Genomic DNA, 16,199 nt, shown 5'->3' on the forward strand with positions numbered 1-16,199 from the left:
ACCTCTTGAGCTGCGCCCAGGGCAAACTCGGCGATTATCCCACAGCCGATGGGGCAGTGGCGCTCACGGGGCGGGCCATGCGCCGGGTAGGCGGCGCGCAGGCGGGACGTGAGCGGGGCATGGGCGGGGCGCAGGCATCGCCGTACGGAACGGCGGGCGGCGGCCGCACCGCCGTTCCGCCGGCAATGGCCGCCGCTGCCGCTCGCGCGTCAGTCGAGCAGCGTCAGGATTTCGTCGTACAGCGCCTGCGGAATCCGCACGCCGTTCGCGACGCTGCGCGCGCGGGCGTCGAAGCGCCGTTGCGACGGCAGCCGCGCGCCTTGCCCGGTGATCGCGCCGAACATCCGCTCGCCGCGCGCGAGGCCCGCGTCGAGATCGTCGCCGAGGAATACCGTCGGGTCGAATGCGATCACGAGTTCGCCGTGGCACGGCGTCGCGCCGACGCCTTCGTCGAAGTCCATCGACTCCCGGCTCGTCATGTCGCCGATCAGCGCGCCGCCGAGCAGCTCGACCATCGCCGCGAGCGCCGAACCCTTGTGACCGCCGAACGTGCGCATCGCGCCCTGCAGCGCGGCCTTCGGATCGGTGGTCGGCTGGCCGTCGGCGTCGATCGCCCAGTGCGGCGGGATCGCCTTGCCTTGCTTCGCGTGCAACTCGATGTCGCCGCGGGCGATCGCGCTCGTCGCGAAGTCGAACACGAACGGCACGCCGTCCGGGCGCGGCCAGGCGAACGCGATCGGGTTGGTGCCGAACACCGGCTCGCGGCCGCCTTCCGGCGCGACCCAGCTATGGCTCGGGTTCATCGCGATGCCGACCAGCCCTTCGGCGGCGATCGCTTCGACCTCGGGCCACAGCGCCGAGAAGTGGTAGCAGTGGTTGATCGCCATCGCGGCGATCCCGTGCTGCTTCGCCATCTCGACGAGCACCGGCAGGCCGGTTTCGAAGCTCAGCAGCGAGAAGCCGCGATGCGCGTCGACCGCGACGATCGACGACGACAGCCGGCGCAGCGTCGGCACCGCCTGCGGATCGACCTTGCCTTTCTTCAGCGAGCGCACGCACACGAGCAGCCGGTACACGCCGTGCGAGTGGCACTCGTCGCGCTGGCCCTGCGTGATCACGTTGGCGATCGCCTGCGCATGCGCATCGGACATCCCGTTGTGCGTCAGCACCCGCAGCGCGAGTGCATGCACCTCATCGAGCGACAGGACGACTTCGGCGAGCGGCTCAGACATCGCGCGCTTCCCGCGGCGCGGGCACGCCGTCGATGCGTTGCGGCACGTTCAGCGGATTGCCGTTGCGGATCGCGTCGGGCAGTAGGGCGTCCGGCACGTCCTGGTATGACACCGGCCGCAGGAAACGCTCGATCGCGCGTGCGCCGACCGACGTCGTGCGCGTGTCGGACGTGGCCGGGAACGGGCCGCCGTGCACCATCGCGTGACCGACCTCGACACCCGTGCCGAAGCCGTTGACGAGAATGCGGCCGGCCTTGCGCTCCAGCGTCGGGCGCAGCGCGGCGAACAGCGCGGCATCGCCGTCGGCGAGATGGGCGGCGATCGTCAACTGGCCTTCGAGCGATTTCAGCACGCGATGCAGCGTGTCGGCATCCGGGCAGCGGACGATCAGCGAGGCGGGGCCGAATACTTCGTCACGCAGTTCGGGGTGGGCGATGAACGCGTCCGCGGAGGTGGCGAACAGCGCCGCGCGCGCCTGATAGCGGCCGCCTTCGACGCCTTCGGCCAGCGACTCCACGGCTGCGTGATTGCGCAGCGCGGCAACGCCTTGCGCATAGCTCGCGTGGATGTGCGGCGTCAGCATCGTCTGCGCGGCGCTCGCCTGCACGGCGGTGGCCGCCGCGGCTTCGAAGGCGCGCAGCGCGGGGCCGTCGATCGCGAGCACGAGGCCCGGGTTCGTGCAGAACTGGCCGGCGCCGAGTGCGAGCGACGCGACGAACTGCGCTGCGATCGCGTCGTGACGCGCGTCGAGTGCGGCCGGGAACAGCAGCACCGGGTTGATCGAGCTCATTTCCGCATAAACCGGAATCGGCTCGTGGCGCGCGGCCGCGATGTTCATCAGCGCGACGCCGCCACGGCGCGAGCCGGTGAAGCCGACGGCCTTGATGCGCGGATCGGCGACGAGCGCCTGGCCGATTTCGCGCGACGCATCGAACAGCAGCGAGAACACGCCCGCCGGCAGACCGCATTCGCGCACGGCTTGCTGGATCGCGCGGCCGACGAGTTCGGACGTGCCCGGATGCGCGGAGTGCGCCTTGACGATCACCGGGCAGCCGGCCGCGAGTGCCGATGCGGTATCGCCGCCGGCGACCGAGAACGCGAGCGGGAAGTTCGATGCGCCGAACACGGCGACCGGCCCGATCGCGACGTTGCGCAGGCGCAGGTCGACGCGCGGCAGCGGCTTGCGGTCCGGGCGGGCCGGGTCGATGCGCGCATCGACGTAACCGCCGTCGCGCACGAGCGATGCGAACAGCGCGAGCTGGCCGACCGTGCGGCCGCGTTCGCCTTCGACGCGTGCGCGCGGCAGGCCCGTTTCGGTGACGCAGCGCTCGATCAGGTCGTCGCCGAGCGCCATGATGTTGCGGCCGATCGCGTCGAGAAACGCCGCGCGTTGCTCGGGGCGCGTTTCGCGGTACGTGTCGAATGCGTCGTCGGCGAGCGCGCAGGCCGTCTCCAGGTCTTGCAGGCTCGCGCCGCCGAACGCGGGTTCGAGCGTGTCGCCGGTGGCGGCGGCGATCGCGTGGAGGGTGCCGTTCTGTCCGGCGACGGCCGACTGGCCGATCAGGAGCTGACCTGTGAGTTGCATGGTTTTCCTCGGAAAATGCGGGGCCGGGCGTGATGGGCCCGGCCGGAGTGAAAAGGGGGACGCGGGGGCGTCAGCCTTCGTCGTCTTCGAGCTGGAGCTTGTCGGAACGGATGCCGGTGTTGGCGCCCCAGTAGTAGATGACGAGCGCGACGGCCGCGACGACGACCGTGTCGTACGGATGCGCGAGCTGGCCGGTGCCGCCGAAGCCGCCGAAGTACGACAGCACGATCATTGCGGCGTAGAACGCGATCAGCCATGCCGACGAGCGCACCTGCTCGGCGAGGCTCAGGTGCGCGGTCGGCACCCAGCGGCGGCACGCGAGATAGATCACGAACATCACGATCTGCAGGCCGAGCAGCCAGGACACCGTGCTCCAGCCCGACCAGTAGACGATCAGCGCGGCGATCGCGAACGATGCGGGGCCGGTGATGCCGAACGCGACCGCGCGGAACGGCCGCGGCAGGTCGGGGGCGGTGCGGCGCAGCGCGGCGACCGACACGGGCGCGACCGCGTAGCTCAGCACGAGCGCGGCCGACACGATGTTGATCAGCGCTTCCCACGACGGGAACGGCATCGTCCAGAAGATCGCGAGACCGAACGTGAGCCAGAGGCCCGCGCGCGGGATGCCCGACGCTTCGTCGACGCGCGTGAACATCTTGAAGAACGTGCCCGTCTTCGCCCAGCCGTAGACGACGCGCGGCGTCGCGTTCATGTAGATGTTGCCGCAGCCGCTCGGCGAGATCATCGCGTCGGCGACGACCATCACCGCGAGCCAGCCCACGCCGAGCGCGAGCGCGATGTCGCGGTACGGCAGCGAGAATGCCTTGCTCACGTCGTGCCAGCCGGCGGCGAGCATGTCGGTGGGAATGCTGCCGATGAACGCGAGCTGCAGCAGCACGTAGATCAGCGTCGACAGCAGGATCGACAGGATCAGCGCGATCGGGATCGTGCGCTGCGGATTGCGCACTTCGCTCGCGACCGACACGATCGGCGTGAGGCCGAGGTACGCGAAGATGATGCCGCCGGCCGACACGGCCATCTCGATGCCCGGCATGCCGAACGGCGCGAAGCCGTGCACGGTCAGGTTGGCGGGCTTGAAGAACGTGAACAGTACCGCGATCACCGACAGCGGCACGATGAACTTGAAGACGCTGATGATGTTGTTCGCCTTCGCGAACGTCTTCACGCTCGAATAGTTCAGGTAAAAGAAGAAGCAGAGCAGCCCGGCCTGCAGGAGCCAGCCGAGCGTGGTCGGATCGCTCGAGCCCGCCTGGGTCAGGCTCGGAAACCATGCGGCCGCGTACTGGCGCGCGGCGACCACTTCGATCGCGATCAGGCTCGAGAACGCGATCAGCGTGATGAAACCCATCAGGTAGCCGAGCAGCGGGCCGTGCGAGAACACCGGGTAGCGAACCACGCCGCCCGCGCGCGGCAGCGCGGCGCCGAGTTCGCAGTAGACGATGCCGAGCAGCAGCACCGAGAAGCCGCCGAGCAGCCACGAGAAGATGCCGGCCGGGCCGGCGATCGTCGACACGTGACTCGCGGCGAACAGCCAGCCCGAACCGAAAATCGCGCCGAGGCCGATGAACGTCAGGTCGGTCAGCGACAACTGCTTCTTGAACTTGCCGTGACCCGCGTCGGCGGACGCTGGACCGGAAATCGGAACGGACGAGGATGTGTTGCCTTGGCCTGGCATGGGTTTGTCTCCTGGGTAATGTCGGGGCAGGTGCGTCGGGGCAGGTGCGGTTGCGCCGCGCTCTCACGGAGCAGCGGCGCACACCTGCCGGTCGGCGTGCGACCGGTGCGGGCCGCGGGGCCGTTCATGCGCCGCCGGAGGCGGTGACGCAGCGAGCGGGCCCGTACGGGCCATGCCGGACCGGAAGTGACGGCGCGACGGGGGAAGCCGCTGCGCCGCCGGAAGAATCGACCCGCGCGATCGGCGCGGTCAGCGGTTCGCCCGGTTCTTTTCGGCGCGGTGCGTGGTGTCGCAAGCGATGGAAGAGCCCGGTGCAGCCCCGTTGCTGATGACGGGGAAAACTCCGGTCCGCTGGATGGCGTTTCGACTCACTGCAATCTCCTGCTTCGTATCGATCGACGACAGGCGCGTCGATGTGCAACCAGTATCGCCGTGCAAACACCCATCACGCTTGAGCCGTATCGCGGAGCAAAATGACGAAATCGGCATAGTGCGCGGAAGGGCCGCGAAAGGTGCTCCGCACTATGCCGATTTCGTCGCCGTCCTCATCGAAAAGCCACAAGCGGACGGACGCGCGACGGAGGAAGCTATGCTCCTTTCCCCACTTCGGACGGCTCATGATGAAGCGCATCCAGATCATCGATTCGCACACGGGCGGCGAACCCACGCGGCTCGTCGTGTCCGGTTTCCCTTCGCTCGGCAACGGCACGATGGCCGAGCGCCGCGACGTGCTCGCCCGCGAACACGATCGCTATCGCACCGCGTGCATTCTCGAGCCGCGCGGCAGCGACGTGCTGGTCGGCGCGCTGCTGTGCGAACCGGTGTCGCCGGAAGCGGCGGCCGGCGTGATCTTCTTCAACAACAGCGGTTATCTCGGGATGTGCGGGCACGGCACGATCGGCGTCGTGCGCACGCTGCATCACATGGGCCGCATCGAGCCGGGCGTCCACCGGATCGAAACGCCGGTCGGCACCGTCGAGGCGACGCTGCACGACGACCTGTCTGTCAGCGTGCGCAACGTGCTCGCGTATCGCCATGCGAAGGGCGTCGCCGTCGACGTGCCGGGTTACGGCCCGGTGAAGGGCGACATCGCGTGGGGCGGCAACTGGTTCTTCCTGATCAGCGATCACGGCCAGCGCGTGGCGGGAGACAACGTCGCCGCGCTGACCGCCTATTCGTCGGCGGTGCGTGCCGGGCTCGAACAGGGCGGCATTACGGGTGCGAACGGCGGCGAGATCGACCATATCGAACTGTTCGCCGACGATCCCGAACACGACAGCCGCAGCTTCGTGCTGTGCCCGGGCCATGCATACGACCGTTCGCCGTGCGGCACCGGCACGAGCGCGAAGCTCGCGTGCCTCGCCGCCGACGGCAAGCTCGAACCGGGCGTCGTGTGGCGGCAGGCGAGCGTGATCGGCAGCGTGTTCCAGGCGAGCTATACGCAGGCCGACGGCGGCATCGTGCCGACGATCCGCGGCAGCGCGCACCTGAGCGCGGAAGCCACGCTGCTGATCGAGGAAGACGATCCGTTCGGCTGGGGCATCGTGTCGTGAGCGAGACCAGGACCGACGTCGTCGTGATCGGCGCCGGCATCGTCGGCGCGGCATGCGCGCATGAACTCGCGCAGCGCGGGCTGCGCGTGCTCGTCGTCGACGACGCGAGCGGCGGCGCCACCGGCGCCGGCATGGGTCACCTCGTCGCGATGGACGACAACGCGGCCGAGCTCGCGCTGAGTCATTACTCGATCGCGCTGTGGCGCTCGCTCGCCGGCGAGATGCCGGACGGCTGCACGTACCGCAACTGCGGCACGCTGTGGCTCGCGGCCGATTCTCACGAGATGGACCTCGCGCGCGCCAAGCAGGCGACGCTCGCCGCGCACGGCGTGGCGGGCGACCTGATCGACGCGGCGACGCTCGCGCGACTGGAGCCGATGCTGCGTCCGGGCCTCGGCGGTGCGCTGAAGATTCCCGGCGACGCGATTCTGTACGCACCGGTTGCCGCGAGCTGGCTGCTGCAGCGCGCACCGAACATCACGTTGCGGCGCGATCGCGCGGTGGCGGTCGACGGCCCGGGCGTGACGCTCGCGAGCGGCGACACGTTGCGCGCGGAACGCGTCGTCGTCGCGAACGGCGTCGCGGCGCGCACGCTGTTGCCCGAACTGCCGCTGCGCCCGAAGAAGGGCCACTTACTGATTACCGACCGTTATCCGGGCCAGGTGTCGCACCAGCTCGTCGAGCTCGGCTATGCGGCGAGCGCGCATGCGAGCGACGGCACGTCGGTCGCGTTCAACGTGCAGCCGCGGCCGACCGGCCAGTTGCTGATCGGTTCGTCGCGCCAGTTCGACACCGAGGACGCGCGTATCGAGCCGCCCGTGCTCGCGCGCATGTTGCGCCGCGCGGTCGGCTACCTGCCGGATCTGGCCGACCTGAACGGCATTCGCTCGTGGACGGGCTTCCGCTCCGCGAGCCCCGACGGCCTGCCGCTGCTCGGCGAGCATCCGGCGCGCCCGGGCGTGTGGCTCGCGGTCGGGCACGAAGGGCTTGGCGTCACGACCGCGCCGGGCAGCGCGCGGCTCGTCGCCGCGTTGATGGCCGGCGAGCGTCCGCCCATCGACATCGAACCGTATTTGCCGGGACGTTTCCTGACGACGTCCCCCGTAGCCGGAGCGCTGACATGAAACGACCCCCACGCTCACTTCGTTCGCTTGGGAGGGCGCAGTCCCCCCATCCCTCGACGGCCGATTCCCGTACGTGCCGGGCGGCCCGGCGGAGGCTGATATGAAACGACCCCCACGCTCACTTCGTTCGCTTGGGGGGACGCAGTCCCCCCATCCCTCGATGGCCGATTCCCGTACGTGCCGGACGGCCCGGCGGAGGCTGACATGAACCGACCCCCACGCTCACTTCGTTCGCTGCCCCCCGCGGGGGCTGTCAGCCCCCTTGGGGCGGCCCGGCGGAGGCTGACATGATCATTCATCTGGACGGCCGCGCGCTGACGGTGGCCGATGGCGCGACCGTCGCGGCTGCCATCGCGGCGAGCGGCGACGACACGACGCGCGTGTCGTGCACGGGTGCGGCGCGCGCGCCGTTTTGCGGTATGGGCATCTGCCAGGAGTGCAGGATGACGATCGACGGCCGCCGCCGTCTGGCTTGCCAGACGCTGTGCCGCGACGGGATGCGGGTGGAGCGCACGCGATGAAACAGGAACGACTGAGCGTCGACGTCGCGATCGTCGGCGCGGGCCCGGCCGGGCTGTCGGCCGCACGGGCCGCCGCGCGCAGCGGCACCACGATCGCGATCATCGACGACAACCCGCGCGCGGGCGGGCAGATCTGGCGCCAGGCGGCCGCCGCCACGCCAGTGCGGGCCGCCGCCGAACGCCTTGCCGTGCTGCGGCAGCCGAACGTGACCCATCTGGCGGCCACGCGCATCGTCGCCGAAACGCAGCCGGGCACGCTGCTGCTGGAGGACGACGAGCGCGGGCTCCTGCTCGAATTCCGCACGCTGATTCTTTGCTGCGGCGCGCGCGAACTGCTGCTGCCGTTCCCGGGGTGGACGCTGCCGGGCGTCACCGGCGCGGGTGGTCTGCAGGCGCTGATCAAGTACGGCCTCGACGTGCGCGGGCAGCGCACGGTGATCGCCGGCAGCGGTCCGCTGCTGCTCGCGAGCGCGGCGACGGCCCGTCAGGCCGGCGCGCAGGTGTCTCACGTGCTCGAACAGGCGGCGTGGGGCGACGTGGCCGGTTTCGGCGCGGGGCTGTGGCGCTGGCCGTCGAAGGTCGCGCAAGCCGCGAAGCTCGTCACGGCGGCCTACCGGCCCAATGCGCACGTCGTCGAGGCGTTCGGCGACAAGCGGCTCGAACGCGTACGGATCCGGCAGGGCGAGCGCGAATTCGAGATCGACTGCGACCGGCTCGCGTGCGGCTTCGGGCTCGTGCCGAACACCGTGCTGCCGAGCCATCTCGGTTGCCGGATCGACAGCGGCGCGGTGGCGGTCGACGTGCATCAGCGCACGAGCCGCGACGGGTATTTCGCGGCAGGCGAGTGCACGGGCGTCGGCGGCAGCGAACTGGCGATGGTCGAAGGCGAAATCGCCGGCTTTGCGGCCACCGGGCAGACGGCGCCGCTGGCCGCGCTGGTCGCGCAGCGCGCGCACTGGCAGGCGTTCGCCGACGCGGTGCGCGAGCGCTTCGCGATCCGCGAGCCGATCCGCCGGCTCGCGCGGCCCGATACGCTGCTGTGCCGTTGCGAGGACGTGCGTTTCGACGCGGTTGCGCCGGCGCCCGGCTGGACGGCCGCGAAGCTGCAGACGCGCTGCGGGATGGGCGCATGCCAGGGCCGCGTATGCGGCGCGGCCGCGCAGGCGCTGTTCGGCTGGACGCCGCCGGTGCCGCGCACGCCGCTCGTGCCCGCGCGGGTCGGCACGCTGATGCTGGACGACACGGCATCCTGCGACGGCGCGTGATGCGCTACGGCGAGGCGGCCCCGTTCAGGCGGGCCGCTTCGCCGCTTACTCCTCCTTCACTTTCTCCCATCCGCCCACCTGCGGCGCCGCACAAGCGCGCAGGCATTCGATCGCGGCCGCGACGGCCGCGCGGTTCGCACTGTCCGGATGCCAGTACATCGACACCGCGCCCTGGCCTTCGAGCTGCATCGGCAGGATGCGGATCGCGTTCAATTGTTCGAAGCGGCGTGCGGCACGATGCGACGCGACGCCCAGCAGGTCGGTGTTGTTCAGCAGCGTGAGGTTCAGGATCGACGAATTCGACTCGACGCAGTGCGGCGGCTGCACGCGGCCGGCGGCCGTCAGCGCGACCTGCAGCGCGTTGTGCACCGGCGTGCCGGGCGGCCAGACGATCCACGAGTAGGCGAGCACCGCGTTCCAGCCGATGGACGCCGTGCCGACGAGCGGGTGATCGGGCCGCGCGACGAACACCACCGGATCGACATACAGCGCCTCGGCGTGCAGGTGCGGATCGACGGACGCGGACCCCGAGCGGCCCAGGACGATGTCCAGTTCGCCGCGCGCGAGCTGCGGCATCAGCTGGTTCATGGTGCTCTCGGCGAGCCGCACCTGCGCGCGCGGCATCCGCTTCAGCAACTGCGACACCGCGAGCGGCACCGTATCGGCGGCCGCGACGCCCGATGTGCCGATCGTCACGAGGCCGCTGCCGCCTTCGCGCAGCGCGGCCATGTCGTCGCGCGCGACGTCGAGCTGCGCCTCCACGCGGCGCGCGTGCTCGATCAGCGCATCGCCGTACGGCGTCGGCCGCAAGCCGCGCGCGTGCCGCTCGAACAGCGGCAGCCCGACATCCTCTTCCAGTTCCTTCAGCCATTTCGACAGCGCGGGCTGCGTGGTCGCGAGCGCCGCCGCCGACTGGCTCAGGTTGCCCGTGCTGGCGAGGCTCAGCAGCACCTGCAGGTGGCGCAATCGCAGCCGGTAGGTCCAGTCCATCGCATGCTCCGTATCGGAAGGTATATCAAAAATAATATGGATTAGATGATTTAACCATTTTACCGGGTATGTCTGCGTCGAATATAAATTCGTCAACGGGCCGCCGCACGCGGTCCTCGACCGGATACCGCGCCGACAGCGATCGGCCGCCTCAAGGAGACATCATGACCCGCCGACACCCCGATACCACGCGCGCCGAGTACTACGCACGGATCGCCGAGCAGCGCCTCGCGCCGCTGTGGGAGTCGCTGCACAACCTGGTGCCGAAGACGCCGCAGCCGGCCGCGCAGGCCGCGATCTGGAAGTACGCGCAGGTGCGCGACCTGGTGATGCAGGCCGGCAACGTGATCAGCGCGGAAGAAGCCGTGCGCCGCGTGCTGGTGCTGGAAAATCCGGGGCTGCCCGGCAAGTCGAGCATGACGCCGAGCCTGTATGCGGGCCTGCAGTTGATCCTGCCGGGCGAGATCGCGCCGAGCCACCGGCATACGCAGTCGGCGTTGCGCTTCATCGTCGAAGGCAAGGGCGCGTGGACCGCGGTGAACGGCGAGCGCACGACGATGCATCCGGGCGACTTCATCATCACGCCGTCGTGGGCCTGGCACGACCACGGCAATCCGTCCGTGGAAGACGGCGGCGAGCCGGTCGTCTGGCTCGACGGTCTCGACATCCCGCTGGTCGGCAGCCTCGACGCGGGTTTCGCGGAGAACTATCCGCAAGCCGAACAGCCCGTCAGTCGCGCGGAAGGCGACAGCTTCGCGCGCTTCGGTCACAACATGGTGCCGGTGCGGCATCGCGCGAGCGATCCGACGTCGCCGATATTCAGCTATCCGTATGCGCGTACCCGCGAGGCGCTCGACGCGCTGTACCGCAACGGCGAACTCGATGCATGGGACGGCGTGAAGCTGCGCTACGTGAACCCCGCGACGGGCGGCTGGCCGATGCCGACGATCGCCACCTTCATGCAGTTCCTGCCGGCCGGCTTCGACGGCCGCACGTATCGCAGCACCGACGCGACGATCTACTGCGTCGTCGAAGGCAGCGGCACCGCGCACATCGGCGACGACGCGTTCGCGTTCGCGCCGCACGACATCTTCGTCGCGCCGTCGTGGGCGCCGGTGCGGCTGTCGGCGTCGTCCGACAGCGTGCTGTTCAGCTATTCCGACCGGCCCGTGCTGTCCGCGCTGAACCTGCTGCGCGAGGCGCGCGACTGACGCCGCGGCTTTCCCCGCTTTTCCCGATTCGTCAGGTGCGCCGCCCGGGCGGCGCCCATTCCTTCATTCATGCCTACGCTGGAGCCGTTCATGACTTATGTTTTCCCGCCCGAAGCGCCGGTGGCGCTTCCCGTCGCCGGTAGCGACGCCCGTTTCGCCGTCCGCCGCGTGTACTGCGTCGGCCGCAACTATGCCGCCCATGCACGTGAAATGGGCTTCGATCCCGATCGCGAACCGCCGTTCTTCTTCTGCAAGCCGGCCGATTCGATCGTGCCGGTCGCGTACGGCGAAACGCTCGAGCTCGCGTATCCGTCGCAGACGCAGAACTATCACTACGAAGCTGAGCTCGTCGCGGTGATCGGCAAGGGCGGTTCGGACATTCCGCTCGAACAGGCACTCGAGCACGTGTGGGGCTACGCGGTCGGTCTCGACATGACGCGCCGCGACCTGCAGATGAAGATGCGCGAGATGGGCCGGCCGTGGGAAATCGGCAAGGCGTTCGACCGCTCCGCGCCGATCGGGCCCGTGCATCCGGCGAGCGAAGCCGGCCATTTCGAGCAGGCCGGCCTGTGGCTGACCGTCAACGGCACGACGAAGCAGAAGAGCGACGTGTCGCACCTGATCTGGTCGGTCGCGGAAACGGTCGCGGACTTGTCGAAATTCTTCCGCCTCGAACCGGGCGACGTGATCTTCACCGGCACGCCCGAAGGCGTCGGCGCGGTGGTCAAGGGCGACGAGATGAAGGTCGGCGTCGAGCGTCTCGGCGAGCTGACCGTGCGTGTGGTCTGACGCGCGTTCGTCGATTTCCTCGAAAGGTCCCATCGTGCAACTGCATAGTTTTTTCAACAGTTCGACGTCCTATCGGGTGCGTGTCGCGCTCGCGCTGAAAGGGCTGTCGTACGACACGCTGCCCGTGAACATTCGCACGGGCGAGCATCGCGATGCCGGCTACGTCGCGCGGGTGAACCCGTCGGCGTCGGTGCCCGCTTTGGTCGACGGCGATTTCCGTCTCGGCCAGTCGCTCGCGATCATCGATTACCTCGACCAGCTTCATCCGGCGCCGCGGCTCATCCCGCTCGAGCCGCAGCACCGCGCGCGCGTGCTGGAACTCGCGACGCTGATCGCGTGCGACATCCATCCGGTCAACAACCTGCGCGTGCTGCGCTACCTCGATACCGAGTTGAAGGTCACGCCGCAGCAGAAGAGCGCGTGGTATCGGCACTGGGTCGCGGAAGGGATGGCCGGCGTCGAGCGGCTGCTCGCGCGCGCGGACACCGGCCCGTGGTGTTTCGGCGCCGTGCCGACGCTCGCCGACGTGTGCCTCGTGCCGCAGGTGGCGAACGCGCTGCGGATGGACTGCGACCTGAGCGCGTATCCGCGCAGCCTCGCGATATATGAACACGCGCGGCACGAGCCGGCGTTCGACGCGGCGCAGCCGCAGCGGCAGCCGGACTACGTCGCGTAACACACGAAGAAGGAGACAGACATGGACGAGAACAACAACCCGGGCCGACGCGTGCTCGTGATCGGCGGCGGCATCGGCGGGCTCGCGACGGCGCTGGCGCTCGCGCGCCAGGGCATTCGCGTGAAGCTGCTCGAGCAGGCCGAGCAAATCGGCGAGATCGGCGCGGGCATCCAGCTCGCCGCGAATGCGTTCAACGCGCTGGACGCGCTGGGCGTGGGCGAGGCCGCGCGCGGCCGGGCGGTGTTTACCGACTGGCTGCAACTGATGGATGCCGTCGATGCGCGGGAAGTCGCGCGCATCGACACGGGCGCCGCGTATCGCGAACGCTTCGGCAACCCGTATGCGGTGATCCATCGCGCGGACATACACCTGTCGATCTACGAAGCGGTCAAGGATCATCCGCTGATCGCGTTCCGGACCGGCACGCAGGTGTGCGCGTTCGAGCAGGATGCCAATGGCGTGACCGTGACCGATCAGCGCGGCGAGCGTTATCGCGCCGATGCGGTGATCGGCTGCGACGGCGTGAAGTCCGCGATTCGTCATGCGCTGATCGGCGATGCGCATCGCGTGACGGGACACGTCGTGTACCGCGCGGTCGTCGACGTCGAGAACATGCCGAAGGATCTGCAGATCAACGCGCCGGTCGTGTGGGCCGGCCCGCATTGCCATCTCGTCCACTATCCGCTGCGCGGCGGGCGGCAATACAACCTCGTCGTCACGTTCCACAGCCGCGAGCAGGAAACCTGGGGCGTGCGCGAGGGCAGCAAGGAAGAAGTGCTGTCGTACTTCGACGGCATTCATCCGCTGCCCAAGCAGATGCTCGACCGGCCGACGTCGTGGAAGCGCTGGGCGACCGCCGACCGCGATCCGGTCGAACGCTGGAGTGCTGGGCGTGCGACGGTGCTCGGCGATGCCGCGCATCCGATGACGCAATACATCGCGCAGGGCGCGTGCCAGGCGCTCGAGGATGCGGTGACGCTCGGCGCGGCCGTCGCGCAGACCGACGGCGATTTCGAAGCCGCGTTCGCGCTGTACGAGCGTGCACGGATTCCGCGCACCGCGCGCGTGCTGTATTCGGCGCGCGAGATGGGGCGGATCTATCACGCGAAGGGCGTCGAGCGGCAGGTGCGTAACGCGCTGTGGGTCGGACGCACGCAGGCGCAGTTCTACGACTCGCTCGACTGGCTGCACGGCTGGCGTGCGGAGGATTGCCTGAAGTCCGTCGCCTGACGCGCACTTCAGCCCGAATCCGGCGGCACGCATTCCAACGACATCGCGCGCGACCGCCTTCATGGAGGAGACACCATCATGGCCGATACGCTGTCCATCGACGTCAGCGAGTGGATCGACCGGCATCGCGTTGCGCCGTTTCAGGCCGCGATCGTCGCGCTGTGCTTCCTGATCGTCGCGATCGACGGTTTCGACACGGCATCGATCGGATTCATCGCCCCCGTCATTCGAGCGGAATGGGGGCTGTCGCCCGCGCAGCTCGCGCCGGTATTCGGCGCGGGCCTCGCCGGGCTGATGGCCGGTGCGCTCGCGTTCGGGCCGTTCGGCGACCGGTTCGGCCGCAAGCGCCTGCTGCTCGCCTGCGTCGCGTGCTTCGGCATCGCGAGCGCCGCGTCGGCAAGCGCGAGCGGTTTGACCGAATTGATCGCATGGCGCTTCGTGACGGGCCTCGGGCTCGGCGGCGCGATGCCGAACGCGATCACGCTGACATCCGAATACTGTCCCGCGCGGCGGCGCTCGCTGCTCGTGACGACGATGTTCTGCGGCTTCACGATCGGCTCCGCGCTCGGCGGGCTGGTGGCTGCGTCGCTGATCGAGCGCGACGGCTGGCGCGCGGTGCTCGTCGTCGGCGGTGCCGCGCCGCTGCTGCTTCTGCCGGTGCTTGCATGGCGGCTGCCGGAATCGGTGCGTTACCTCGTCAACACCGGCGCGGCGCGCGAGCGGATCGCGGCGATGCTCGCCCGCATCGCGCCGGACCCGCATCTCGCGCACGCGTCGTTCAGCGCGCCGAGCGGCAAGCCGGCCGGCTCGCCGCTCGGCCGCCTGTTCGCCGCCGATCTTCTGCGCGGCACGCTGCTGTTGTGGCTCACGTTCTTCATGAGCCTGCTCGTCATCTACCTGCTGTCGAGCTGGCTGCCGACGCTGTTGCGCACGACCGGCGCGACGCTGCAGATGGCCGCCCGCGTGACCGCGATGTTCCAGGTCGGCGGCACGCTCGGCGCGATCGTGCTCGGCTGGCTGATGGACCGCTTCGATCCGCATCGCGTGCTGGCATGCAGCTATGCGGGCGCCGCTGTGTTCGTCGCGGCGATCGGCGTGCTGGCCGCGTCGCCGGCGGGGGCCGCGCTGGCCGTGTTCGCGGCCGGCTTCTGCGTGTCGGGCTCGCAGGTCGGCGCGAACGCGCTGTCGGCCGCGTTCTATCCGACCGAATGCCGTACCACGGGCGTGAGCTGGGCAAACGGGATCGGCCGCAGCGGCTCCGTCGTCGGCTCGATGGCGGGCGGCGCGATGCTCGCGATGGGGCTGCCGTTGCCGACCGCGTTTGTCTGTGTCGCCGTGCCTTGCGTGATCGCCGGGGGCGCGGTGTTCGTGCTCGGCGTGCAGAGGGCCGGGGCCGGGCGGACGGCGGCCGATGCGATTGCCGGCGAGCAGGCGTAGCGACGGGCGGGGTGGCGCTGCGGGTACGTTCGGACGGCGCCGGCGGCAGCGCTGAGCAACGATATATAAATTGATATAATATCGATTCATTAATCGTTGACCTTCATCCTCCATGAACATCGATCCGTCGGCCGGGCTGCCGCCCGCGCCCGAACAGATGCGCGCGGCAGCAGAATCGGCATGCGCGCTGCTCAAGGTGCTGTCGAATCCCGACCGGCTGCTGCTGCTCTGCGAACTGTCACAGGGCGAGCGCTGCGTGAGCGATCTCGAGACGCGGCTGGATATCCGTCAGCCGACGCTGTCGCAGCAACTCGGCGTGTTGCGGGACAACGCGCTGGTTCGCACGCGCCGCGACGGCAAGAACATCCACTATTCGCTCGACAGCGCGGCCGCGATCGCGGTGATGGGCGTGCTGTACGAGCAGTTCTGCGGCCCGGCCGCGCAGGGGACGCGCGATGCAGCTTGATGCGCTTCATTTCACGCCGTGGCTGTCGCTTGCCGGCGGCGTGCTGATCGGGCTCGCGGCGGCGTGGCTCGTCGCGTTCAACGGGCGCATTGCCGGGATCAGCGGCATCGTCGGCGGGCTGTTCACGGCCCGTGGCGAAGAGCGCGACTGGCGTGCCGCGTTCGTCGCCGGCTTGATTGCCGCGCCGCTGGCGATGCGCATCGCCGGGGCGGGCGTGACGCTGCGGATCGATGCGGGTTGGGGCGAACTGATGGCGGCCGGCCTGCTGGTGGGAATCGGCACGCGGTATGCGGGCGGGTGTACGAGCGGCCACGGCGTCTGCGGGCTGTCGCGCGGCGCATTCCGGTCGATCGTCGCGACGGCGGTTTTCATGGTCGCGGGCTTCGCGACCGTATTCGTGCGGCGGCACGTGCTCGGAGGCTGA

The 16,199-nt window shown here is 69.6% G+C and carries 15 protein-coding genes; 11 read left to right on the plus strand and 4 right to left on the minus strand.

Annotated features, from left to right (window positions below):
- Positions 1 to 209: 209 nt before the first annotated feature.
- From DCN14_RS06050 to DCN14_RS06060, 3 genes are all read right to left on the minus strand, one after another.
- Positions 210 to 1,232, minus strand: a complete 1,023-nt coding sequence (locus DCN14_RS06050) for an Ldh family oxidoreductase (RefSeq protein ID WP_096499110.1) — start codon at positions 1,230 to 1,232, stop codon at positions 210 to 212.
- Complete coding sequence (locus DCN14_RS06055; protein ID WP_096499108.1) at positions 1,225 to 2,817, minus strand: aldehyde dehydrogenase (NADP(+)); 1,593 nt, start codon at positions 2,815 to 2,817, stop codon at positions 1,225 to 1,227. The genes DCN14_RS06050 and DCN14_RS06055 overlap by 8 nt, the downstream gene beginning before the upstream one ends.
- A gap of 70 nt (positions 2,818 to 2,887) precedes the next feature.
- Positions 2,888 to 4,513 (minus strand): APC family permease, encoded by a 1,626-nt coding sequence (locus tag DCN14_RS06060; protein WP_096499106.1) that lies wholly within the window; start codon positions 4,511 to 4,513, stop codon positions 2,888 to 2,890.
- Positions 4,514 to 5,133: 620 nt separating this feature from the next.
- Between DCN14_RS06060 and DCN14_RS06070 the strand changes: the two genes are divergently transcribed.
- The 4 genes from DCN14_RS06070 to DCN14_RS06085 all read left to right on the plus strand — a co-directional run bounded on the left by DCN14_RS06070 (position 5,134) and on the right by DCN14_RS06085 (position 8,976).
- A complete protein-coding gene (locus DCN14_RS06070; protein ID WP_096499337.1) occupies positions 5,134 to 6,066 on the plus strand; it encodes a 4-hydroxyproline epimerase in 933 nt (310 codons plus the stop codon).
- Entirely contained in the window at positions 6,063 to 7,190 is a 1,128-nt protein-coding gene (locus DCN14_RS06075; RefSeq protein WP_096499105.1) for an FAD-dependent oxidoreductase, read from the plus strand. Before DCN14_RS06070 ends, DCN14_RS06075 begins: the two co-directional genes overlap by 4 nt.
- A gap of 287 nt (positions 7,191 to 7,477) precedes the next feature.
- Positions 7,478 to 7,711, plus strand: coding sequence for a 2Fe-2S iron-sulfur cluster-binding protein (locus tag DCN14_RS06080; protein ID WP_096499103.1), 234 nt, complete (start codon positions 7,478 to 7,480; stop codon positions 7,709 to 7,711).
- Positions 7,708 to 8,976, plus strand: coding sequence for an FAD/NAD(P)-binding oxidoreductase (locus tag DCN14_RS06085; protein ID WP_096499101.1), 1,269 nt, complete (start codon positions 7,708 to 7,710; stop codon positions 8,974 to 8,976). The genes DCN14_RS06080 and DCN14_RS06085 overlap by 4 nt, the downstream gene beginning before the upstream one ends.
- Before the next feature lie 45 nt (positions 8,977 to 9,021).
- Here the strand turns inward: DCN14_RS06085 and DCN14_RS06090 are convergent, their stop codons facing one another.
- Positions 9,022 to 9,966 (minus strand): LysR substrate-binding domain-containing protein, encoded by a 945-nt coding sequence (locus tag DCN14_RS06090; RefSeq protein ID WP_096499099.1) that lies wholly within the window; start codon positions 9,964 to 9,966, stop codon positions 9,022 to 9,024.
- Between the two features lie 164 nt (positions 9,967 to 10,130).
- On the opposite strand from DCN14_RS06090, the gene gtdA reads away from it, so the two are divergent.
- From gtdA to DCN14_RS06125, 7 genes are all read left to right on the plus strand, one after another.
- Positions 10,131 to 11,177 carry a gentisate 1,2-dioxygenase gene (gene gtdA, locus DCN14_RS06095; protein WP_096499097.1) on the plus strand — a complete coding sequence of 349 codons (1,047 nt, stop codon included), beginning with the start codon at positions 10,131 to 10,133 and terminating at the stop codon, positions 11,175 to 11,177.
- A gap of 90 nt (positions 11,178 to 11,267) precedes the next feature.
- The gene (locus DCN14_RS06100) at positions 11,268 to 11,966 is read left to right on the plus strand and encodes a fumarylacetoacetate hydrolase family protein (RefSeq protein WP_096499095.1); all 699 of its coding nucleotides are present in this window, start codon (positions 11,268 to 11,270) and stop codon (positions 11,964 to 11,966) included.
- Positions 11,967 to 12,000: 34 nt separating this feature from the next.
- Positions 12,001 to 12,642 carry a maleylacetoacetate isomerase gene (gene maiA / locus DCN14_RS06105; protein WP_096499093.1) on the plus strand — a complete coding sequence of 214 codons (642 nt, stop codon included), beginning with the start codon at positions 12,001 to 12,003 and terminating at the stop codon, positions 12,640 to 12,642.
- Between the two features lie 21 nt (positions 12,643 to 12,663).
- Positions 12,664 to 13,872 (plus strand): 3-hydroxybenzoate 6-monooxygenase, encoded by a 1,209-nt coding sequence (locus DCN14_RS06110; protein WP_096499091.1) that lies wholly within the window; start codon positions 12,664 to 12,666, stop codon positions 13,870 to 13,872.
- Between the two features lie 78 nt (positions 13,873 to 13,950).
- On the plus strand, positions 13,951 to 15,309 hold the full coding sequence (locus DCN14_RS06115; protein WP_096499089.1) for an aromatic acid/H+ symport family MFS transporter: 1,359 nt from the start codon (positions 13,951 to 13,953) through the stop codon (positions 15,307 to 15,309).
- 112 nt (positions 15,310 to 15,421) lie between these two features.
- Positions 15,422 to 15,775, plus strand: a complete 354-nt coding sequence (locus DCN14_RS06120) for a metalloregulator ArsR/SmtB family transcription factor (RefSeq protein WP_096499086.1) — start codon at positions 15,422 to 15,424, stop codon at positions 15,773 to 15,775.
- Positions 15,765 to 16,199, plus strand: coding sequence for a YeeE/YedE family protein (locus DCN14_RS06125; protein WP_096499084.1), 435 nt, complete (start codon positions 15,765 to 15,767; stop codon positions 16,197 to 16,199). The genes DCN14_RS06120 and DCN14_RS06125 overlap by 11 nt, the downstream gene beginning before the upstream one ends.

Origin of the sequence: Burkholderia sp. IDO3, from assembly GCF_003366075.1 — a bacterium.
GTDB lineage: Bacteria > Pseudomonadota > Gammaproteobacteria > Burkholderiales > Burkholderiaceae > Burkholderia > Burkholderia anthina.